We start from the raw sequence: 21,429 nt of genomic DNA on the forward strand, positions 1-21,429 counted from the left end.
TTTCTCAATCTGGCTTACACGGGCGCCTGTACCGATATCCCCGCGGATGGCGACGTATCGATGTTGAATTCCTCGCCAGACGAAGTGCAATGAGCTGCGGCTATAGGCTTGCGCAGCCTTAGATAGCCGGCCGTCGCAGGCGCGCCGGTTGGCCGGGATCTTCTTCTGCCCGTCAGGTGTCCGGTCGGAACTCCAGCACGAACGCTACGACCTTTTCGGCGGACATTTCGCACGGCTTCAACAATGTCCTATCTGATGTAACGCGGAAGAGGTTGAAGCTGACAATGTCAGTCCCGTCCAACTCCCTGGCGAACAGACTGTTGCGACGTCCGTCCCCAGATCGCCGGACGATCAAGCTGAAACGCCGGCCTTCATAAGTCCCTTCTCTGTATCCCTCCGCAAGCTTCGCGAAAGCGGCATCGAACTCGGAATGCTCCATGTCATCCATCCTTATTGATAGAACAGAGGCGCGGCGGGTGCGAGACCGCCAGTGCCGGGTCGCGCTAAGGTGCCGGGCAGATTCCTGCAGCCGACGAGGCCCGGGGTGGGCAGGATAATTGAGATGTCGGCGCCCGCATGGCTATCAGCGAAGTCGTCCGTCCAGTCTGCTAGGCAACGTCCACGCCTTTCCAGAAAGCGATGTAATCCCGGATACCCTCGGCATCCGGAGTGGGGGCGGGATAGGTCCAAGCGGCGTTCACGTTGAGCGCGTCACCCGCGCGAACATGAAAGAAGCGCGCGGCGCCTTTGATCGGACAGACAGATGTGTGCGGGCTCATCTCAAGCAGGCTCAGGTCGACTCCTGACGGTGGGAAGTAGTGATTTCCCTCGACGATGACTGTTTCGTCGCTTGTGGCGATAGTAGTGTCTTTCCAGATGGCTGAGACCAACGGACTCTCCTTTTGTATTCATCAACCGGCGAAGGCTCGCGGGCTGGCTGCCCCAAGCCGCACCTCCTCAGGTGGCAGGCGGGTTGCGTCCGAGAAGTTTGTCGAGCTCGCCTCTGACATCGAGCGCGAATAGCTCATCGGAGCCACCGATAAGGGTGCCATTGATGAAGATCTGCGGCACGGAGCTTCGCCCCGACGCTTCCGCCATGGCCTGCCGGTGAGCCGGATCCGCCTCAATATCGAGCTCCTTCCATCGCACGCCCTTTTCCTTGAGGAGCGCCTTCGCTCGGCGGCAGAACGGGCACCAATTCGTGGTGTACAGCAATACATCAGTTGTCATATTGCATCTCCGGCAGTTGCACGCGGATCGCTGTCATGGCGTTGATCTCCAATTCGCGGCGTTCAAAGATGGCGACTGCACCTTGGCCGACATCGGAGCAGATGCTGACGATTGGCCGCTATCCAGGCGACATGGCCCAAAGTGCTTTCACCGCCAGGCAGAGGCCGCACGCGCCTCCTGTAGCGCCGAGCCGATGCTCTAAGGTAACCGAGCCTCGATTGGGACGGAAGCGGTCCCGCTCGAATCGCCCATCATGCTGGTCGAGCATATCAGGACGACGGATAGTGCAGGAACTTTCAAATTGAGCTTGATGTCGAGCCAGGTATCGCGAGCGAAGGCGTTCTAGAGGCCGGGGGGTACGAAGACTGTGTTCGGCAAAACGGTTCACGTTGATCGCCAAAGCTTCCCAGGGCGCACGTCTACGATCGGCGCGACGTGAGATAGCTCGCGCCGCTAGCCCCCGTAGCGCTCCGTCTTGATGATGGAGGCGTCCAAGCCCGCCAGCAGCGCGCTATCGGTTGCGATGTTGACGAATCCGTTAGACCCGCAGACGAACACTTGCGTCGGCTTTCCCTGAAGCCTGGTTAGAATTTCTTGGACCATCATGCCGTCGATCCGTCGCGCAAAGTCCGATGCGCGAACCGGTTTCTCGCGCGTAATCGCGAGCGCCAGGACGAACGCCGGATCGCTGATTTCGATGCAATGAAGTTCTTCTGAGAAGAGAACGTCCTCGGCGGTTCGTGCGGACAGGAGCAACGCTGTCGGAACGGCTTGGGCCAATGCGCGGCGCTGCCGGATCATTGCCATCAACGGCACGAGGCCGGAGCCTCCCCCGATCAACAGAACCGGATCTATGGCAGGCTCAGGCCAAAGGAAATGGCCACCGAGCGGACCGCGAACTTCGATTTCGTCACCAATCGCCGCGATGTCGTGAAAAAACGGCGAAACTTCGGCATCCGGCATGCGCTCGATAGCTATCTCGACGATCGGGGTCGAAACTGCCGATGACGCGATCGAGTAGCTGCGCATTGCACTGTAGCCGTCGGGCGCGGTCAGCCGGATATCGACGTGCTGACCTGCGGTGTGCGCGAACGGCTTGCTCAACCGAAGGAAGAAGCTCTTGATACTCGGTGTTTGCTGGATGATGTCGTCGATCACGCATGATTGCCACGAACGGACTTGCGCTTCGTTTTCAGTCATGGGTGTATCGTTGTTCGCGCCACGGATCGCCGTAGATGTGATAGCCGTGCAGCTCCCAAAAGCCGGCCTCGTCACGCGTCGTGAATTGCAGCGCATTCACCCATTTGGCGGATTTCCAGAAGTAAAGGTGCGGCACTAGAAGACGCGCCGGCCCCCCATGATCGCGGGAAAGTGGCTTGCCCGCATAACTGAGGGCGACCATCGCTTTCCCGGAAAGCAGATCCGTCAGAGGGACGTTTGTCGAATAATTATCGTAGCAGTGCGCCAAGACGAAATCGGTAGGCCGATCAAGCTCTGCATCTGCAAGGATGTCTTCAATGAGTACACCCTCCCAAACGGTATCCAGTTTGGACCAAGAGGTGACGCAGTGAATATCCTTTGTCACCTGGGTCTTTGGTAGAGTGTTGAATTCGCCCCAATTCCACGTTTTGACGGGCTTCGGACCAATTTTGACTGTGAATTTCCAGTCGGAGGGCTCTACCCTCGGCGTAGGGCCGGCCGACAGAACAGGGAAATCCTCCACCAGATGCTGACCTGGCGGAATCCGATCGGACTGGTCGCCTGAACCGCGACCGGTGAAACCTCTGGTGACCATAGTGACCCCTCTTGCTCGATACGGCAGACCGAAGCCGGCCTTCATTTCAGTACTCTGCGTAAAGCATTTGCCCGCACATCCGCCGAATAAGCCAATCGACTAAAAATCAGATACAGATGCTCTATCATCGTAAAAAATCGCGTATCGAACATAGCGTCAGGCCAGCATGATTCCCAATACCCAATGGCTATAGGGTAGATAACCCCAAGGCTGCGTACGCTGATCTGCGGTATGCGGAGCGGAAGTTGCAGGTTCGCTCTCAAACGGATGGGCAGCGTGCAAAGCTCAAGGCTCACCAGCGCATGGTTGCCCAGTTCGCGCTCGCCGGCAGCTTGAGTATATTAAGGACGAAATGTCGATCTGATCTATTCTGGCTTCAGGAAATAGGGAAAATAAGGTCGGACGTTCGCGCACCGTCGCGACGCGCGATCATCCACTAAGCTTCTGTATCGGGGTTGGAGGATCAGATGAACGAGATCGAACGACAAGCGCCTGAGCTGCGGGTGCAAAAATGGATTGGCAAAGATGGGGAAAGTATCGCGCCGTTCAAACTGTCAGATATCGGGCCCGGCCCGAAAATCTTGTTTGCCTTCCAGCATTGGTGCCAAGGTTGCCATTTGCATGGGTTTCCGACGCTACAAAAGTTGCATGCAGCGTTGAGCTCAAAAGACGTGGGGTTCGCAGTGATCCAGACCGTCTTCGAAGGAACGCATGAGAATACCTTCGAGAAGTTGCGCGTGAACCAGCTCAAGTATGAGCTTCCTATCGTTTTCGGTCACGACGAGCAACCGACCGGCTCGCCGTTTCCAACCTTCATGGAAGACTACCGCACACGAGGAACTCCGTGGTTTACGGTTATCGACGCTGGCGGTAGCATTGTTTTCTCGGACTTCCATCTCGACGCGGAGCGACTAGTGAAGCAACTTGAGCAAGGTTAATCGTTGGAAGGTGGGCAATCATCCTGATTGCCACCCATCCCCTGATGCCCACTACAGGCGTTGCGCGCTGTAACTCTGTTGATCAGCGTGCGAAAACCCGGATCCGGATAGGAGGAGCGTCAACGATTGAATCAATCCGTTGGGAGAGGGCGGCTCCGCTCCGTCAGCTCGGCAATAGATAACCCATTCTCGCCGAGCAACTCTCTGATCCGATCGACGATATGAGCCCCTAGCGCCGCTGTCTTGGTCCCCCCCACAGATTCCCAAGATGCGAGTTCACACGCCGATACCTCGTGGTCAGCGCCGAAGTGCTTCTGTCGGTATGTCACCGCCGCCCTTCAATGATAAAGGCGCGGTAACGGGAACCGGCAAAGCGTTGAGCAGCGATGGTTTGGTAGGCGGGACTGTCATACCAGTCGCGAGCGGCCTGCATCGTCGGGAAACGCAAGATTACGGCCCCTTCGATGGGCGGCCCCTCCAAATGCTGGATCGCGCCATAAGCGGCGAGAAAGGTAACGTCGTGACCATCGAACGATGGTCCGACGCCTGCAGAATAGGTTGCGAGTGCATGTGGGTCGCTGGTTTCTTCCCGCGTAAAGACGACGAACGCTTCCATCATTAGGCCTCTCAAAGGTTGGATCTGTTGGCCATTACCACCGGTGATGGCCTCACAGTCGTCAGGCTGGCAACTGGAACCCGATTTTCATGAGTGCCTCGACGCACGCATCCTGATCCTGCTGATAGTTGCCTCCGGAGATGCCTATGCCGCCGATCAACTTCCCATCCTCCAGAATCGGATAACCGCCGCCGACAGCGACCATCCGAGGGCGATAGGCTAGCGGCGCCACTTTTGGATCGTTGGTCACATAGTCGTTCCAGACATGGGTCGGGAACCCAAACGAGGCGGAACTCCAGGCCTTGTCGATGGCAACATCGACGGTAAGGAACGGCGCATCGTCGGTGCGCTCGAACGCGCGCAGGTTACCGGTGGCGTCGACGACGGCGACGGCAGCCGGGATGCCGATGGCACGGGCCGCAGCGAGCGCCGCGTCGATGAGGGCGACTGCGGTTTCGCGGTTGATCGAGGCGGTGGCAATAGATTTGGTCATGGGATTCTCATCGCTGGGGCATAACCCGTTCGGCTTTTTGAGGTTGGACAAGATGTTTGGCGATCGCGGTCGTTAGAAGCCTTCGAGGACGATCTTGCCTTTAGCCGCGCCACTTTCGATCAGTGCATGCACCGTCTTCAGATTGGCGGCATTGATCGGCGACAGTCGCCGGGTCAGCGTCGTGCGGATTTTGCCGTCGTCAACCAGCGCTGCCATCGCATCCAGAATCTCGCCCTGCTCATTCATGTCGGGCGTGCCGTAGATCGACCGCGTGAACATCAGCTCGTGGTGGATCGACACCGCCTTGCGCTTGAAAACCATGATATCGAATGCCTTGGGATCGTCGATCAGTCCGAACCGTCCTTGTGGGGCGATCAGTTCGGCGATGTCGGCGACATGTTGCTCGGTATGTGTGGTCGAAAAGACGAAAGCGGGAGCACCGATGCCGAGTTCGGCGATCTGTGGCGCGAGCGGACGAGAATGGTCGATGACGTGGTGAGCTCCAAGCCCTCTTACCCACTCTTGGGTTTCCGGTCGAGAGGCTGTGGCGATGACGGTGAGGTCCGTGCGCTGTCGCGCGATCTGGACGGCGATCGACCCAACCCCGCCCGCGCCACCGATGATGAGGATCGCCTCCGCCGCACCGGGTACGGGCTTCGCCACGTCCAGGCGGTCGAACATCGCCTCCCAGGCCGTCAACGTCGTCAGCGGCAGCGCCGCCGCTTCCGCCCAGGAGAGCGACGCAGGTTTGTGACCGACAATCCGGGCGTCGACGAGATGGAACTCCGCATTGGTACCGGGCCGTGTGATCGATCCGGCATAATAGACCTCGTCGCCTAACTCGAACTGCGTGACGTCGGGGCCGACCTCGCGCACAATCCCGGCGGCATCCCATCCCAGCACCTTCCAATCGCCATCTGCCGGCGGCGTGCTGTTGCGGACCTTGTAGTCGACCGGGTTGACCGAGACGGCCTTCACCTCAACCAGGATATCGTATCCTGCAGCGACAGGCCGAGGCAGATTGATGTCGACCAGCGCGGCATCCGCGGCGATGGGTCCCGGAACCTTGTAACCAATGGCTTTCATAAATGTCTCCAGCTTGCTTGATCGGATGACGCGAATGCTCGTTAGTCAACTTCTTCTACATTGAGGTCCCGACTCTTGAACTGGGTCGCGGTAGCAGATTTCATCGAACACGTCGATCAACAGGCCCTTATGCTCGGTCGCCGGATCGGTGATCGCGTAGAGGGTGGAGGCGTTATCGCCATCATCACCGCTTCCGAGGCGAAACGCCGCGTCGACGCAGATGCCGCACGGACCGATGGTTGATCCTGGCTCGAGATCGACGAGATTGCTGTCCTTGACGCGCTATTCGCGGTCTTAGCCCTTGGCGATGAAGGACTGAACTGCTTGTAGAGCGTCGGTCAGCTGCTATGTCATGGACGCACCTTCATCTTGAGTTGGATTGGACAAGCTTCCGTATAAGGCCCGCTGTAACCGTCAGATGACGGCGAAGAAAACGATGGGCAGTATTCACAGCCACTTAGCCTTCTTGAAGCGCACAAATAGGAAAACGCACGATATCGCTATCACTCCGAGCACGACAAAGTATCCGTAGGCCGTGTCCAGCTCCGGCATGTGCTTAAAGTTCATGCCGTATATTCCAGCGATCGCCGTCGGGACTGCCAGTATTGCCGCCCAAGCCGCCAGCTGGCGGGTGATCACCCCGTCCTTTGCGCTTCAAGAAGGCTGCTGGCCTCAAAGACCGTGGACAGGACAAGCAGGAGGCCGTCGACCATGGACTGCACGCGGTGGACATGGTCCGCGACGTCGTGGAAATATGGTGTCATTTCGGCGCTGATGCAGGGAAAGTGGCCGCGAACGAGCTTTCGCACCAGCTCGGCCATAGCCCGAGCGTGCGCTGGAACCGCGTGAGTTCGGACCTTAGTTCGAAGATTCGCGCCACCTCTTCTGGCCCGAGGAAATCGTGCAGCGACCGTCGCTCCATCGCCAGGACGTCGTCCTCGATCATTTCGAAGATGGGCAGATACTGGTCGACCACGCGATGCAAGATCGCGTGCAGCACATAGTCGACACCCTTGCCGAACTGCGTCGGCGATGCCTCGAGTTGCTCCCGAAGTTTGCCCAGCGCTCCGGCATTGCCGTGCCGCACGGTGATAAGGTGATTGTGACCGGTGAAGATCGCCATCTTGCCGTAGCTGATCCGGTCGCCGACCAGCTCGGCGGTCTGCGCGACGACGTACAACTCATCGTTGTAGACCTCGAGCTTGGGCGGGCACAGCGGGTGCATCGCGTTGTCGATCGCCAACGGATGAAGATTATATGTCCTTTGGATCGCGAGTAGTTCCTCGGGGGTGGGTTCGCTAAGCGCGATCCAGCAGAAGCCCGAGCGACTCTCGCCCAACTTGACGTGCTCATCGAGCGCGATTTCGCGAACTCGCTTGCCTTCGTTGTAATAATAGGCGGCGATGATGCTCATGCTGGCCTCGCGGGAATGTGGAGGCCACGCTGGACGGCCGGTCGAGCCAGCCCGCGTCCAAGCCATGCGCGGACGTTCGAAAAGCTGCTGAGGCCAAGGATGTCACCCGCAGCGTAGAATTCCACCAGCGCATTCACCCAGCCGAGCGTCGCGATGTCCGCGATCGAATAGTCGTCGACGATCCAGTCGCGGCCTTCCAGCCGGCGATCCAGAATCCCCAGCAGACGCGTGGATTCGTCGATAAAGCGCTGTTGCGGCCGCTTGTCCTCATAGTCCTTGCCGCCAAATCGCAGGAAGAAGCCGAGCTGACCGAACATCGGCCCGATGGCCGACATCTGAAAGAACACCCACGCTAGGGTCTCGTAACGCTGGCCTGGTTCGGTGGAGATGAACTGACCCGTCTTGTCGGCCAGATAGAGGAGGATCGCACCGGATTCCCATAAGGCGATGGGTCTACCGTCAGGGCCAGCCGGATCGATGATCGCCGGTATGCGTCCGTTCGGGTTCAGCGACACGAACGCCGGATCCTTCGACTCGTTGTTCGAGATGTCGATCAGGTGGGGCTCGTACGCCAGGCCAGTCTCCTCAAGCATGATCGAGACCTTGACGCCATTGGGCGTAGGGGCTGCGTAGAGTTGCAGGCGATCGGGATGAGATGCCGGCCAGCGCTGCGTGATCGGAAAGGACGAGAGGTCTGGCATAAATCTGCGATCCTGGTGTTGCGATGGCGACTGACTGGAACGAGCCGTCACTCTGAAGTAGGGTTCGATGACCGCGTCGCTGAACGACGCGGTCACGAAGATTGCGGACCGGATCGGCGCAGTGGCAACGGCAGTGAAGCCTATTCCGCCGCGGTCCCGGCCGCTGGCTGTACGTCGTCAACCTTTTGGCGCTTCGGAAGCACCCAGCCGGGACGGACGAAGTGGCAGGTGTAGCCGCCCGGGCGCTTCTCCAGATAATCCTGGTGATCGGGCTCGGCCTCCCAGAACTCGCCGACCGGCTGGACCTCGGTCACCACTTTGCCATCCCACAGCCCCGAGGCATCCACATCGGCGATCGTATCCTCGGCGACGCGCTTCTGCTCCTCGTCGACATAATAGATGCCCGACCGGTAGGAGAGCCCACGATCATTGCCCTGGCGGTTCAGCGTCGTCGGATCGTGGATCTGGAAGAAGAATTCCAGGATGTTCCGGTAGCTCGTCACTGTCGGGTCGAAGACAATCTCGATCCCCTCGGCATGCGTGCCGTGATTACGATACGTGGCGTTCGGAATATCGCCGCCCGTGTAACCCACACGGGTCGAGATGATGCCGGGCCGCTTGCGGATCAGATCCTGCATGCCCCAGAAACATCCTCCTGCGAGAACAGCGCGCTGATGCATGTTAAGCCTCCTCTACTTGATCGAGATATTCACCGTATCCCTCGGACTCCATCTCGTCGCGCGGGATGAAGCGAAGGGACGCTGAGTTGATGCAGTACCGCAGACCGCCGCGGTCGGAAGGACCATCGGGGAACACATGGCCGAGATGACTGTCTGCGTGTACTGACCTGACCTCCGTCCGGACCATGCCGTGTGCGCTGTCCCGCACCTCGTTCACGTTTGCCGAAACGATCGGCTTGGTGAAGCTGGGCCAGCCAGTACCCGAATCGAACTTGTCCGTCGAAGCGAACAGTGGCTCTCCCGACACTATGTCGACGTAGATGCCAGGCTCCTTGTTGTCGTTGTACTCGCCCGTGAAGGGCCTTTCGGTGCCCGCCTCCTGGGTAATTCGGTGTTGCTCGGGAGTCAGGTGGTCGATTGCTGTCTGTGACTTTTCAAACTTCATTACAGTCTCCAATACTTATCTAGAGGGCCAGGCACGCTACCGCTAATTTTTTATGTCTCCTGATTTGCTCCTACAATGGTAGTGGGATGGCAAACGAGGTTTTACTAAGTGTTGGAAAATTAGAGATTTAAATTTCGCGTCTATTAGTTCTAGCGCAACTGAGTGGTTAAGCAAGTACGTAATCAGTAAATATTAAAAAAATAACACAAAAGCACGATTATATAATACAGTGTCAGTGTTTTATGATAATCAACAACGCCTGTCAAGGCAATCGCATGAAGCTCACCTGAGACCTAATAGTTCAGCCCGATAATCATCAGAGGTTGCAGCAATCAGCCTTCGTGCCTTGATGCCACCCTTGCGCTTGACCGGATCCAACCGGATCAAATTCAATGTAAGTTGCTTGAGAACGGCCATGTTGTGGGCAGCATGCCCGGTTCGGATCCGCATCTGATCGTCACCAAAAATGACATCCATGCACCAGTGGACGCGGTTCTCCACGCCCCAGTGCGCCCTGATGGCATGTGCGATGCGCTCTGCATCCGGAGCAAGACTGCTGATGTAGTAACGGCGCTCCAGGCTGGTCTGGTTGCCCACAGTCCGCTCGGACTCCAGCATCACGAAAGTGCGCAGTCCTGGCCAGCGTTCTGGCTGTGGCAGGCACTGGAGTTGGTCGAAAACATGGCTGCGACGAACCTCCAGCCGGCCATGGTCCTTCTCGACATGCTCGAAGTGCGCATGGGGTACCCGGGCAGGATCGCCGTCCAAAAAGGTGTCAGCGAAGTCATCGATCGCTTCGGCCAGCTTCGGCTGGTTTCCCTTGATGGCCAGCAGATAGTGCGCCCCGCGATCGAGAATGGCCTGTGCAATGTCCGGCTGGGTACCCATGGCATCGATCGTCACGGTGCAGCCCTCAAGCGCCAGTGTGGCCAGCAGCTCAGGAATGGCGGTCTTCTCGTTGGACTTCTGGGAGGTCGCCCTCTGCCCGAGAATCAGCCCTGAATCAGCCGCAAAAGCGCTGACCAGGTGCAACGGGGCCGTGTTTTTCTTGCCGGAGCGGCGACTGGTCTTGCCGTCTAGGGCAACCACTTGCGGAGAAAGGGCCGGTAGGATCGCCGCAACCCAACAGCGGAAGGCCTGCTCGAACTCCTCTGGATCGATCAGGCTGAATAGCCGTCCAAAGGTGTCGTGTGAGGGAATGCCGTGGGGTAGTTTCAGAATACGGCGGAACCAGTCCAGCCGCTGCTCAGCCCAGAGTTCGATTTCGATGAAGGTGTCAGCGCCGGCAAGCACGCCGCAGATAGCCACGACCAGTGTTTCGACCAGGTCGTGACGAATCTTGCCCTGCTGACGGGGATCATTGATGGCGACCAGAACATCGGAGATTGGTATGTGATGCGACATTGCAGGGCATCCTGAGTAGAGAGGCGCTCAGGATGCCCGCTGGGAAAGGACTCATTCAAATCGGCAGGCGTTCATGCGATTGCCCTGCAACGCCTGTTTAGATGCTGGTAGATGCGAATTTTTTGGCGTACAGTCAAAATTTTCTGATGGTTGCTTAGTGTGTTGGCGCTGATGGAAAATTGACCCACCCTGCCGATTGAAATTTGACCCAGGGCGGATTGCTGATTTTGTTACCAGCAACTGTGGATAAGTCTACCAGCGCAGCTGCTGTTGCCCCCACTCCTTCGCTAGCCCAGTTCAGTTGTTTAAGACCTGCCACACGCAGCCATGTAGCAGGCCGTCGTCGCCATGAAATCAGAACGGCTCATCGTCCTCCGGTTCCTGGCCGCCCTTACGCTTTCGCTCCCGTGATTTGATCTTGGCCTGGGCCGCCAAGCTACTGTGTTGCAGGCGATAGGACTCGTTACCGGTTTCGACGATGTGGCAGTGGTGGGTCAGCCGATCCAGCAGGGCGGTGGTCATCTTGGCGTCGCCGAACACGCTCGACCATTCGGCGAAGCTCAGGTTGGTGGTGATCACCACGCTGGTGTGTTCGTACAGCTTGGATAGCAGGTGAAACAGCAACGCACCGCCGGCCTGGCTGAAGGGCAGATAACCCAGTTCGTCGAGGATGACCAGATCCATGCGCAGCAGAGCTTGGGCGATCCGCCCGGCTTTGCCGTCGTGCTTTTCGCGCTCCAGCAGATTGACCAGATCGACCGTGGAGTAGAAGCGCACGCGCTTGCCGTGCCGGGTGATGCCGGACACGGCCAGCGCAGTGGCCAGGTGGGTTTTACCGGTGCCAGGCCCACCGATCAGCACCACGTTCTGCGCGGTGTCGGTAAAGGCCAGACTGGCCAGTTCGCTGATCAAACGAGCGTCTGCGCTGGAGGCGCTGAAGTCGAAGCCGGCCAGATCGCGGTGCATCGGCAGCTTGGCCATGTTCATCTGGTGGCTCACCGAGCGCATGGCGCGATCTGTGTGCTCTTGTTCCAGCAGGTGTTCGAGCAGCCACTTGGACGAGGCTGTGTTCGACTCACCCTGTGCAGTTAACTCCGCCAAGGCCGTGGCCATGCCGTGCAGGCGCAGCTCCTTGAGTTCCGCCATCAAATCACGCATGACCGACCTCCTCGGCCTGGCCACGCAGGCGGTCGTAGCGCGCCGTGTTAGCGACGGGGGCTTCCTTGAGCGACAAGTGGGTTTCGACGCTGGGTGGTGGTTCGGATGCTGTCAGCCGTGCCACGACATTGAGGATGTGTTCGGCGCTCAGGCTGCCGCTCTCCAGTACCAGCTCAACGGCTACCAGCACGGCATCGAGTCCGGCGACCGGTACGGCAGCCAGGACTTGCGCCATGATCCGGTCACCGCCGGCATGACGCCCCAGACCGTGCTTAAGCTGACGCAGCGGCGCCGGCAGATCAGCAAAGGGCGCGCCGTTGCGCAGCGCACCGGGCTTGCGTTCGATCAGCGGGAGGTAGTGCTGCCAGTCATAGCTGACCTGGTCGCGATCCAGCAAGCGGACATGGCTGGCGATCAGCGCGTCGTCAGCCACCACCTCGATTCGCGTCGGATACAAACGGCTGCTGACCCACTTACCCGCGTACTCACACGGCACCGAGTAGCGGTTGCGCCCGACGCTGACCAGGCAGGTGCTGGAGACCCGCGCAGGCCGCTCGACGTAACCGTCGAATGGCGCTGGCACAGGCATCAGTTCAGCGCGCTCCAACTCCAGCACTTCGGCCACACTCAGCCCGCTGTATTGAGGGTGCGTCAGCTCGTTCCAAAGCGCGCGGCAGCGCTGGCCCAGCCAGGCATTGAGTTCCTCGAAGGAGTGAAACTGGCAGTCCTGGGCGTCTAGCCAGATACGCCTGCGGCTGTCTTGCACGTTCTTTTCAACGATGCCCTTTTCCCAACCAGCGGCGACGTTGCAGAAGTCCGGATCGAACAGGTAATGCGCGCACATCACCGCAAAGCGTGCATTCACCGCCCGGCCTTTGCCCTTATTGACCTTGTCGACGGCCGTCTTCATGTTGTCGTAGATGCCCCGGCGCGGCACGCCGCCCAAGGCGCCGAACGAGCGTGTATGGGCGTCAAATAACATCTCATGGCCCTGGCTCGGATACGCCACAAGCCAGAACGCACGGCTGGCACACAGCTTCAGATGTGCCACCTGCATACGCCGGTAAATGCCGCCGACCAGCAAGCCTTCCTCGCTCCAGTCAAACTGAAACGCCTCGCCAAGAGCAAAGGTCAGCGGCACAAAGGCCTGCGACGCCTTGCCCTGTCCCCCTCGCCAGGCACGGATAAACGCGGTGAGCTGGCTGTAGCCACCGTCATAACCTTCGGCTTTGATTTGCGCCAACAGCGCCTTGGCACTGCGCCGCTGTTGCTTGGGGCGCAGCGAATCGGCTTTTAGCGCCTGCTCTAGCGTGGCGTGAAAAGGGCTGAGTTTGTTAAAGATCGCGCGGCGTTGGTACACCGGCTGCTTGGCCTCAGGTGCTCTGACCCACTTGCGAATCGTGTTGCGCGCCAGCCCGGTGCGCTTGGCTATCTCATGCAGCGACAGCTTGTCGCGGAAATACATCCGCCGAATTTTGCCCATCATTTCCATACTGATCACCCTGTGTTCTCCTGCTCAAAAATTGAGCAGAAGCAGTTGAACACCTGGGTCAGTTTTCAGTCGGCAGAACAGCCTCTACTGGGTCAGTTTTCGGTCAGCGGCAACACCCTGGCCCGCTACTCGTCCCCCGAGGGACACCTGATCTGCGACTACCGCTATGGCCTGAGGGAGGCCATTGCCGACGGGGTGTGCCGCGCGCCCCGCATCGTCCTTCTCGATAACCAGAAGGTGAAGCTAACTGAAGAACTGGAGACCGAGAGCACCGTCAGGCTGTTCCCCAGCATCGCCAAGCTGCTTGGTGAATCCCCCGTCACCTTCGAAGAGCTGTTGCGCCATGACGAGGTGATCGACCAACTGCTCGGCCTGGGATGCGCCAAGCTGGATGAGCTTCGCCAGATCAAGCCGGATGCAGCCGGCCTGGTGGTCGCCACCGATATTGAGCACGCCCAGCAGATTGTCCAGGCTCTGGAAGCCAGCGGGGAAGGTTGCCGCGTAGTGACCAACCGGACTCCGAATGCCCAACAGGTGATCAATGCGTTCAGGCACAGTGATTGCCGCTGGATCGTCGCTGTTGGGATGATCAGCGAGGGTACGGATATCCCCCGCCTGCAGGTGTGCTGCTACCTCAGCCGCATCCGTACTGAGCTGCACTACCGGCAAGTCCTGGGGCGCGTGCTGCGGCGGATGGGCGAGTCCGATGATCAGGCTTGGCTGTTCATGCTGGCGGAGCCAACATTGCGGCGCTTTGCGGAGCGCATTGCGGATGATCTGCCGGATGACCTGGCAGTGCTGAGCCGGGTGAAGATGCCCGCTGCCTCTTCTGGTTCGATGGCTGGTGGGATGGGGGCTACCTGCGATATCGATGGCTGCGGTGGAGGCGAGGCCGGGCAAAGTCTTGGTGCAGGTTTGGCGGGTGCCTACTCGCTGGGGGATTTTGCTGCTGAGCCGAGCTATCAGGTCAGTTTTTCTCAGCACTATCGGCAGTTGTTGTTGGCTTGCCTCTGATGGTCGGTAAGCAGTTAGCCCCAACTAGGGTGAGGCTGCCCGAAGTCTGACCGAGCCAACACAGGCCAGTCACCAGCCTTTCACCAATTCCGCGCCGAGCGGCCCAATGCGCTCTCGGGGCGTTCAGCTATTCGCGAAAGGCATCTCTTGGCCGATAGCTGGTCCGCTTTGTGCCACAAGCGGACGTTAAGTCGGTGAGTTATCTGTCTTGGCAAATCGGTTTGGGCCTAAGCCCTCGCTACACAGGAAATGGCGGCAACAACCTGGCCAGCAATAAAAAGCCGCCTTGCGGCGGCTCTATCCCTAAAGCAGTCATGCCCAAACTGGACGGTCAAAGGGAGGATTTCACTAAACAGGCTCTACTTATCGCTCCAGGGTTACCGGGGCCTGCGGGGCAATGTTCACCTTGAGTTCAAAGATGTCCGGCCGGGCATAATGGCCGACGACATCAAAGTCCAAGTTGGCTTGGCTAAGCAGATCCATATTGAGGTCTGCATAGATTTCTGTCTCGCAGTCGAACACCGGCCCTGCCAGTACTTCTCCGAGCGGACTTACAACCATGCTGCCCCCTCGCATCACGTAATCGTCCTCGTTGAACTCCAGGCCGAATGCATCGCGGTGCTGTTGTGGGTATTCACCAAGACGGATTGCCTGGCAGGCTGACAACACATAAACACGCCCTTCAAGAGCAATGTGCACCATGGAGCTGGCCCAGGACGGACGGTCATCTGCTGTCGGGGCGCAGTAGATCTGAACACCCTGGGCATACATGGCCTGGCGTAGTGCTGGCATGTAGTTCTCCCAGCAAATCACGCTCCCCAGGACGCCAAAATCAGTTTCTACAGGCTCGATTGTCGAGCCATCACCGAAGCCCCAAATTAGTCGTTCCTGGCCGGTGGGCATCAGCTTGCGGTGGTAACCGGCAATACCCCGGCCTGGGGCGATGGTGACCGCGGTGCAGTAAAGGGTGCGACCGAAGCGCTCGATTACACCAATCACAGTGGTAACCCCTGTGTGCTCGACACTTTCAGCAAGCAATGCCAGTTCCGGCCCATCCAGCGTCACAGCCCCATCGACATAGCGTTGGTACAGCTCACGCCCGCTGATGCTGCGATTACCCACTACGCTACCGAAAGCTATCCCCTTGGGATATCCGCCAATGAACGCTTCAGGGAATACGGCCAGCCTTGCACCTTGATCTGCTACGCGCCGCAGAATTGTGGAAGCCTTTTCAACGCTGGCTGCAGGATCATAAGGAACAGAGGCGGCCTGGATGACTGCAATTTTGGTCATGAAAAACTCCTGAGGGCAGTAAGAACCTAGAAACGTGTGATGTCGTTGTCGCGGGTTTCCGGCAAGGTCTTCCACAGCACGATGAGGCATGCCAGCGAGACGGCTGCTAGATAGGCGGCAGGGATGTTCGCGTCGCCAGCCTGGCTAATCAGGGCGGCGGCAATGAAGGGGCCTGGGCCTGCGAGTGTCGCCAGGGCCAGGTTGTGACCGAGCGCTGCTCCCGTGGAGCGGATGGACGCTGGAAAGACTTCAACCAGCAGCACCACATCCATCACCGCAGTTACAGCCACAAGTAGTCCCAGAACGATCAATCCTGCGAGGATTGCCACTGGGTTGCCGGTGTTGAGCAGCAGGAAGATTGGATAGGCCAGTACAGAGAGTGCGGCAGCAGCACTGAGCAGCAGCTTGCGTCGCCCGATGCTGTCGCTGAGCCGGCCGATCAGTGGATTGGCAATGACATAGACAACCAGCGCGATGCTGCACAGCCATAGTGCATTGCTTCGTGGTAGCCCAACGGTAGTGACCAGGTGGTTATTGGCGTAGGTGATGAAGTAGTAGAGCGAGACGCCGAACAGCGCTGAGAAGGCGAAAGTAGTGATGAAGGCGCGACGGTGTACAGACTTGCTCGGTGCTTCGAACTGTTGTGAATCGCGTTGACGTACCAGCTCTTCATACACGGGGGTATCACCCAGCTTCCGGCGGATGAAGATGGCGATACCGGTCATCACGATGGAGGCAACGAATGGGATCCGCCAGCCCCAGGACGCCAGTTGCTGGTCATCGAGTGTTGAGGTGAGGCTCGCGGCGGTGAACGTACCAAACAAGAAGGCCAAGCCAGCCGTTCCAGTGATAACGCTGGCTGCCGTCGCGCGGCGGTTGGACGGAGCACTCTCTACGATGTAGATACCTGCGCTAGACCATTCGCCCCCTACCATCATGCCTTGCACGAAACGCATGACGATCAGCAAGACAGGTGCAGCGATACCGATTGCCTCATAGGTGGGCAAAAGTCCGATGATCGTGGTGCACACACCCATACCGAAGACAGTGATGATAAGCACCGCGCGGCGACCGAGGCGGTCACCGATGGGCCCCAGAATCAATGCTCCAAATGGTCGCGATACGAAGCCTACGGCGAACACTGCCAGCGACGACAGCAGCGATACACCTGGGGCGCTAGAGGGGAAGAACAACATACCGATCACGGCAGCGAAGTAGCCGTAGATGGCGAAGTCGAACCACTCCATGAAGTTGCCGATACCCACCGCGATTGCACGCTTGCGAATGTCTGACTGCTCACCCTTGGTATGGATACTGCTTGGATTTACTTTTTTATTAATTGCGTCCACGGTGCTCCCCAGCTTTTCTTAGGTGTGTATGGGCAGCAGACTATGAATCCTCTCGGCCGCAGAGCAAACGATTAGAAAATATGAGCCGGATTAGTGTACGTAATATCTCGAGAATTGATCTGAACCTGCTGCTGACGTTCCACTGCCTGATGACCGAGCGCAGTGCCACCCGAGCCTCGGCCATGCTGCATGTGACCCAGGGGGCAGTTAGCTCGGCGTTGCGTCGTTTGCGTGAGCATTTCGGAGATGAGCTCTTTATCCGCACCGCTTCCGGAATGCAGCCAACCCGTAGGGCGATGGAGCTGGCGCCGAAGATCGCCGAGGCCCTTACGTCTATCTCAGGCGTGCTTGGGGCAGAGCCGGATTTCTCCGCACACGACTCGAGCTACATTTTCAACATCGGTCTGTCCGATGATATTGAGGCCTATCTCGCTCCGCGGATCGTTAACGCCGCAGCGGATCAGGGGCTGGGAGTGAGCTTTTCGTTCCATCAGAGCAACAGCTCACTGTGGAAACAGTCGCTACAAGATCCGGACATGGATCTAGTGATTTGCAGCGAGCCGAAAGACTTCAGCAGCGGGTATTCATCCAAGGTGCTGTTTTCCTCGTCATACTCCTGCTTGTACCTGCCTGGCGCAGACAACGCAGGCACACCTATCGGCCTGGAGGAGTACTTCGAGGCAAGCCATGTGCGAGTTTCCTATGACGGCCGCCGCGGCTTTATCGACGACATGTTCGAAGCGGCGGGCTATTCGAGGCGTGTTATAGCCTCATTCACCCACTTCAGTGGCGCGCTCACCACGTTGATCAGCAGCGGCGCGATAGCCACAATTCCCACGTTCGCCGCCGAGAGCTATTCGGCCATGACTCGGCTAAGTATTTGTCCGGCGCCGATTCCGGTTCCATCATTTCGATGCTTCATGGTTTGGGACATTGCCAAGAACAGTAAGCCTCAGCACGAATGGCTGCGGCTATTCATCGGGCAGCTGACACAGAAGCTTGCTTAGACTTGGTCGCAGGTAGCCAGGAGTTACGGGAAAAAGGGGGCGGATTTATTGGAATCATCGACCGCTTCTGACCGATTTGTGCCGGTCGTCAAGGACCGCTTCGGATCACTCTCAACCGGATCGCGGGCCAGCTGATTTGCTAAAAACCCGCGCCAAACTCAACGAAGGATTTCGCATGATCCGTTTTTTTTGGTTCTTCGCGGAGTCTGGGGGAAGAGCGAGTTGACAGTCAGGGAAGCAGGTAAATTGGCAGTCGCCAAACACACCCTTCACCTGTCCCTGCTGTCGCCGTGCATCCTATTGATCTTGCCGCTTTCTGGCCAGGCTACGACGCCGTTACCTGTCGCCCATCTACCGATAACACCCTCCTCATTGAGCTTGAACCTCAAGCCGGCTCTCTTCCTAAGTGCGGGCGTTGTGGCCAGTTCAGCCCGTTGATTCACGATCGCCGGATTCGTCTGGTGCGTGATCGTGATCTGTTCGATCAGCGCGTCCTGCTTCAACTACCAGTGCGCCGAGTCGATTGCCTGAGTTGTGGGCGGGTGACCGAGCGGATCGACTGGTTGGAGCCAGCATCTCGGCTGACCCAGCGGTTACGGATATGGCTCGAAAGCTTGCTGCGGCTGCTGCCGATCAGCCACGTCAGCCAGCTCACCGGCCTGCATTGGCACACCCTCAAAACGCTCGATAAACGACGCCTTCAAGCCGAGGTAGGCAACTTCGATTCAACCGGTGTCCGCCGCCTGGTGATGGACGAGTTCGCCCTGCACAAAGGGCATCGCTATGCCACGGTCATCATGGATGCCGAGCGAACGCGGGTATTGTGGGTCGGCCACGGCAACAGCCGCGAGGCGGTCCGCCCGTTCTTTGAATTGCTCGGCAAGCACTGCCAGCAGATAGAGGCGGTGGCCATGGACATGAACACGGCTTTTGATTTGGAGGTGAAGAAGCATTGCCCGCAAGCCGAAGTGGTGTACGACCTGTTTCACGTCGTCGCGCGCTACGGTCGGGATGTGATCGACCGTATCCGGGTTGACCAGGCCAACCTCCTGCGCGAAGACAAGCCGGCACGAAAGGCGGTCAAGCAAAGCCGCTGGCTGCTGCTGCGCAATCGCAACAACCTGAAGGACGGACAAGCCGTGCAGCTTCAAGAACTACTCGCGGCCAACCAGCCGCTGGCTACGGTCTATGTCCTCAAGGATGCGCTGAAGGATGTCTGGTTCGCCCCCAGCGTACGAGAGGGCTGGCGCCGCTGGCGAACCTGGTTGCGGCACGCCCGGGACAGCGGCCTCGCGCCGCTACAGCGCTTCGCTCGCAACCTGCGCAAATACGCCCGAGGCATCCTCGCCAGTGCCAACTTCCATATGCATACCAGCGTCCTTGAGGGCGTCAACAACCGCATCAAGGTGATCAAGCGTATGGCCTATGGTTTTCGGGACTCGGAATACTTTTTCCTGAAAATCAAGGCTGCCTTCCCCGGGAAAGCGCGATGAACCTATTTTTTGGTGTCCCAGAAGTCGGCCCAGGTCTTGGGTACGTCCGCGCCTTTGAACGCGTCCGTGCGATACGCCAGCACCGTGGAGTAGCTGATGTAGCCGACGCTGTATTCGTCCTTGAGGCTGTCGGGTATTTGCGCGGCATTGGGAATCAGCGCAAGGTCGAGCTTCTCGAACAGCCCTTCGGCTTCGCCACGGATGCAGTCGCCAGTGGGCAGGTCCACCACGTCCCAGGTGACCTTGCCGCTCTCGACCTGGGTCTTGATGATCGGGTAGGCCTTGGGCGAGCTGTCCTGTTTGAGCGTCAGACCGAGCTTTTTCGCCGCAGGCTCCAGGATCGCCTTGCTCTGGGCTTCCTGATAAGCACCGCCCTGGGATACGAACGTGATGTCCTCGGCCATGGCCTGGGTGGCGCTACCGATGAACAGGGCCAGACTCGCGAGTTGGAAAGCTGTAGTGCGCAATGTGCTCATGGAAAGACTCCGAATGGTTGGCAGATTTTCTTGGGCGAGCTGTAGGTTTTGTTGTCGGTCGCTCTGCGGGACCATGGAGGTCTAATGTACCGGCTTGTCCGTGAACGAAGCGGCTACAAATGCGCGGATGAAAAGTGGTTTATTGCGAAAATGCGAACGGGCACAGTATTTCGTGCGTCGGGTGCGGGCTTGCGCGCCTGTCGCGAGCAGCCCCGAAGCCCCCGGTAGGAGCGAGCATGCTCGCGATGGCGGTGTGTTGGGTGAGTCATAGCCAAGTCATTCAGCCCACCGTCATCCGCCTCACCACGCGCCGAATCATCGGCGCCGCCAGCACCACCACCGGCAACATCGATACCCACGACAGCGCCCACGCGTTCAACCAGCGGCCGGCAAAGGCCAGGTCGAGCGCATGGGGTGTGGTGGCGATGGCGGCCGCGACCGCGCAGGTCAGGCCGGATTGAACGACGCCGAAAACGAAATGCTCATAACGGGCGGGGATTTTCATCGGGGGTTCTCGAGAAAGAGCGGGGGGGCGCGATGCCCGGCCGCTCGGGCACGATCAAGCCGGTTGCAGTTGCGCGATAGTCTCTTCGGTGGTCCACAGCCCGTGGGCGAGGAAGCGGTAATTGATGATGGCCGCCAGGTAGCCGTCGCCATCCGGCAGGCGCGGGCCGGCGGTGGCGTCGCGTACCACGACTATTTCAAAGCCCTGTTCGAGCAGTTCGCGCAGGTGTGATTCCACGCAAAGGTTGGCCGCCATGCCGGCGAGGATGATCTGCGACACGCCTTTCTTGCGCAATTGCAGCGCCAGGTCGTTGGTTTCCGGGCCGTAGACCTTGTGCGGCGAGGCGATGATGGTCTCGCCGTCGAGAATGTACGGCTTGTAGATCTCGAGGAAATCGGCGCCGGAGCCTTCGAAGTTTTCCAGGGTGTTCGGTCCCTTGCGATCGAACATGCAGATGCTGTGCATGACCTTTTCCAGCGGACCGCCAAAATGCCAGTCGTGGTCGTGCGGGTAGTAATAGTGTGGCGACACGGCCACGGGCAGGTCGTGAGCCTTGAAGGCCTTGAACAGTTTTTCCAGGTTTTCGACGGTGTTGTTCTCGACGATGCTCTCACCGAACACCGCCCAACTGGCGCCGGCAGGGCTGAGGAAGTCGTTCTGTGGGTCGATGACCACCAGGGCGGCTTTGCTCAGGTCGAGCTTGAAACCAGTGGCAGGCAGTGCGGGTTCGGCGGGGTCGGCGTACAGATGGCTCATGACGATTTACCTCTTGGGTGCTTGCGTGGATGAGACGTGAATGTTGCTTTATATAAATGACCAGTCGTCTTATTAATGAGGAAA

The 21,429-nt window shown here is 58.7% G+C and carries 25 protein-coding genes and 1 pseudogene; 5 read left to right on the plus strand and 21 right to left on the minus strand.

Annotated features, from left to right (window positions below; translation table 11 throughout):
* Positions 1-172: 172 nt before the first annotated feature.
* From GYA95_RS14770 to GYA95_RS14790, 5 genes are all read right to left on the minus strand, one after another.
* Positions 173-439, minus strand: coding sequence for a hypothetical protein (locus tag GYA95_RS14770; RefSeq protein WP_003464988.1), 267 nt, complete (start codon positions 437-439; stop codon positions 173-175).
* 169 nt (positions 440-608) lie between these two features.
* The gene (locus GYA95_RS14775; RefSeq protein ID WP_003464986.1) at positions 609-890 is read right to left on the minus strand and encodes a DUF427 domain-containing protein; all 282 of its coding nucleotides are present in this window, start codon (positions 888-890) and stop codon (positions 609-611) included.
* Positions 891-957: 67 nt separating this feature from the next.
* Positions 958-1,230, minus strand: coding sequence for a glutaredoxin 3 (gene grxC, locus GYA95_RS14780; RefSeq protein WP_005005995.1), 273 nt, complete (start codon positions 1,228-1,230; stop codon positions 958-960).
* A 453-nt stretch (positions 1,231-1,683) separates the two neighbouring features.
* Entirely contained in the window at positions 1,684-2,430 is a 747-nt protein-coding gene (locus GYA95_RS14785; RefSeq protein ID WP_002118292.1) for a ferredoxin reductase, read from the minus strand.
* On the minus strand, positions 2,423-3,070 hold the full coding sequence (locus GYA95_RS14790) for a sulfite oxidase-like oxidoreductase (RefSeq protein WP_002118288.1): 648 nt from the start codon (positions 3,068-3,070) through the stop codon (positions 2,423-2,425). The genes GYA95_RS14785 and GYA95_RS14790 overlap by 8 nt, the downstream gene beginning before the upstream one ends.
* 422 nt (positions 3,071-3,492) lie before the next feature.
* Between GYA95_RS14790 and GYA95_RS14795 the strand changes: the two genes are divergently transcribed.
* On the plus strand, positions 3,493-3,963 hold the full coding sequence (locus tag GYA95_RS14795) for a TlpA family protein disulfide reductase (RefSeq protein WP_003464979.1): 471 nt from the start codon (positions 3,493-3,495) through the stop codon (positions 3,961-3,963).
* 325 nt (positions 3,964-4,288) lie between these two features.
* On the opposite strand, the gene GYA95_RS14805 is transcribed toward GYA95_RS14795, so the two are convergent.
* From GYA95_RS14805 to GYA95_RS14815, 3 genes are all read right to left on the minus strand, one after another.
* Positions 4,289-4,582, minus strand: a complete 294-nt coding sequence (locus tag GYA95_RS14805) for a DUF1330 domain-containing protein (protein WP_010591688.1) — start codon at positions 4,580-4,582, stop codon at positions 4,289-4,291.
* A 58-nt stretch (positions 4,583-4,640) separates the two neighbouring features.
* Positions 4,641-5,072 carry a GlcG/HbpS family heme-binding protein gene (locus tag GYA95_RS14810; RefSeq protein WP_005006001.1) on the minus strand — a complete coding sequence of 144 codons (432 nt, stop codon included), beginning with the start codon at positions 5,070-5,072 and terminating at the stop codon, positions 4,641-4,643.
* Between the two features lie 72 nt (positions 5,073-5,144).
* On the minus strand, positions 5,145-6,158 hold the full coding sequence (locus GYA95_RS14815; protein ID WP_002118279.1) for a zinc-binding alcohol dehydrogenase family protein: 1,014 nt from the start codon (positions 6,156-6,158) through the stop codon (positions 5,145-5,147).
* Positions 6,159-6,233: 75 nt separating this feature from the next.
* Between GYA95_RS14815 and GYA95_RS27750 the strand changes: the two genes are divergently transcribed.
* On the plus strand, positions 6,234-6,401 hold the full coding sequence (locus tag GYA95_RS27750) for a hypothetical protein (protein WP_016487060.1): 168 nt from the start codon (positions 6,234-6,236) through the stop codon (positions 6,399-6,401).
* Positions 6,402-6,605: 204 nt separating this feature from the next.
* On the opposite strand, the gene GYA95_RS28480 is transcribed toward GYA95_RS27750, so the two are convergent.
* From GYA95_RS28480 to istA, 8 genes are all read right to left on the minus strand, one after another.
* Positions 6,606-6,797, minus strand: coding sequence for a CorA family divalent cation transporter (locus GYA95_RS28480; RefSeq protein WP_457852355.1), 192 nt, complete (start codon positions 6,795-6,797; stop codon positions 6,606-6,608).
* A gap of 121 nt (positions 6,798-6,918) precedes the next feature.
* On the minus strand, positions 6,919-7,572 hold the full coding sequence (locus tag GYA95_RS14820) for a CorA family divalent cation transporter (protein WP_457852356.1): 654 nt from the start codon (positions 7,570-7,572) through the stop codon (positions 6,919-6,921).
* A complete protein-coding gene (locus GYA95_RS14825) occupies positions 7,569-8,273 on the minus strand; it encodes a glutathione S-transferase N-terminal domain-containing protein (RefSeq protein WP_003464969.1) in 705 nt (234 codons plus the stop codon). The genes GYA95_RS14820 and GYA95_RS14825 overlap by 4 nt, the downstream gene beginning before the upstream one ends.
* 140 nt (positions 8,274-8,413) lie before the next feature.
* Positions 8,414-8,953 carry a peptide-methionine (S)-S-oxide reductase MsrA gene (msrA, locus tag GYA95_RS14830; protein ID WP_003464967.1) on the minus strand — a complete coding sequence of 180 codons (540 nt, stop codon included), beginning with the start codon at positions 8,951-8,953 and terminating at the stop codon, positions 8,414-8,416.
* Between the two features lies 1 nt (position 8,954).
* On the minus strand, positions 8,955-9,398 hold the full coding sequence (gene msrB, locus GYA95_RS14835) for a peptide-methionine (R)-S-oxide reductase MsrB (protein ID WP_003464965.1): 444 nt from the start codon (positions 9,396-9,398) through the stop codon (positions 8,955-8,957).
* A 282-nt stretch (positions 9,399-9,680) separates the two neighbouring features.
* Positions 9,681-10,802, minus strand: a complete 1,122-nt coding sequence (locus GYA95_RS14840) for an ISAs1-like element ISPa60 family transposase (RefSeq protein ID WP_076611919.1) — start codon at positions 10,800-10,802, stop codon at positions 9,681-9,683.
* 354 nt (positions 10,803-11,156) lie between these two features.
* Positions 11,157-11,960, minus strand: a complete 804-nt coding sequence (gene istB, locus GYA95_RS14845) for an IS21-like element ISPst3 family helper ATPase IstB (RefSeq protein WP_071890699.1) — start codon at positions 11,958-11,960, stop codon at positions 11,157-11,159.
* On the minus strand, positions 11,953-13,452 hold the full coding sequence (gene istA / locus GYA95_RS14850) for an IS21-like element ISPst3 family transposase (protein ID WP_110992713.1): 1,500 nt from the start codon (positions 13,450-13,452) through the stop codon (positions 11,953-11,955). Before istA ends, istB begins: the two co-directional genes overlap by 8 nt.
* A gap of 117 nt (positions 13,453-13,569) precedes the next feature.
* Between istA and GYA95_RS14855 the strand changes: the two are divergent.
* Positions 13,570-14,466: pseudogene (locus GYA95_RS14855) on the plus strand (DEAD/DEAH box helicase); the annotation flags it as partial.
* 363 nt (positions 14,467-14,829) lie between these two features.
* On the opposite strand, the gene GYA95_RS14860 reads toward GYA95_RS14855, so the two are convergent.
* Entirely contained in the window at positions 14,830-15,759 is a 930-nt protein-coding gene (locus GYA95_RS14860) for a carbon-nitrogen hydrolase family protein (RefSeq protein ID WP_003464945.1), read from the minus strand.
* A gap of 26 nt (positions 15,760-15,785) precedes the next feature.
* Positions 15,786-17,108: an MFS transporter gene (locus GYA95_RS14865; RefSeq protein WP_049273832.1), complete on the minus strand. Its 1,323-nt coding sequence runs from the start codon at positions 17,106-17,108 to the stop codon at positions 15,786-15,788.
* Between the two features lie 80 nt (positions 17,109-17,188).
* On the opposite strand from GYA95_RS14865, the gene GYA95_RS14870 reads away from it, so the two are divergent.
* On the plus strand, positions 17,189-18,115 hold the full coding sequence (locus tag GYA95_RS14870; RefSeq protein ID WP_003464940.1) for a LysR family transcriptional regulator: 927 nt from the start codon (positions 17,189-17,191) through the stop codon (positions 18,113-18,115).
* 290 nt (positions 18,116-18,405) lie between these two features.
* Positions 18,406-19,608, plus strand: coding sequence for an ISL3 family transposase (locus GYA95_RS14875; protein WP_003464938.1), 1,203 nt, complete (start codon positions 18,406-18,408; stop codon positions 19,606-19,608).
* A gap of 2 nt (positions 19,609-19,610) precedes the next feature.
* Here GYA95_RS14875 and GYA95_RS14880 read toward each other — a convergent pair whose 3' ends face one another.
* From GYA95_RS14880 to GYA95_RS14890, 3 genes are all read right to left on the minus strand, one after another.
* Positions 19,611-20,084 (minus strand): extracellular solute-binding protein, encoded by a 474-nt coding sequence (locus GYA95_RS14880; protein WP_049273834.1) that lies wholly within the window; start codon positions 20,082-20,084, stop codon positions 19,611-19,613.
* Positions 20,085-20,364: 280 nt separating this feature from the next.
* Positions 20,365-20,589: a DUF2798 domain-containing protein gene (locus GYA95_RS14885; protein WP_003465037.1), complete on the minus strand. Its 225-nt coding sequence runs from the start codon at positions 20,587-20,589 to the stop codon at positions 20,365-20,367.
* 54 nt (positions 20,590-20,643) lie between these two features.
* Positions 20,644-21,345, minus strand: a complete 702-nt coding sequence (locus GYA95_RS14890) for a cysteine hydrolase family protein (protein ID WP_003465039.1) — start codon at positions 21,343-21,345, stop codon at positions 20,644-20,646.
* Positions 21,346-21,429: the final 84 nt, after the last annotated feature.

Origin of the sequence: Pseudomonas asiatica (assembly GCF_009932335.1) — a bacterium.
In the GTDB taxonomy this organism is placed as follows: Bacteria; Pseudomonadota; Gammaproteobacteria; order Pseudomonadales; family Pseudomonadaceae; genus Aquipseudomonas; species Aquipseudomonas asiatica.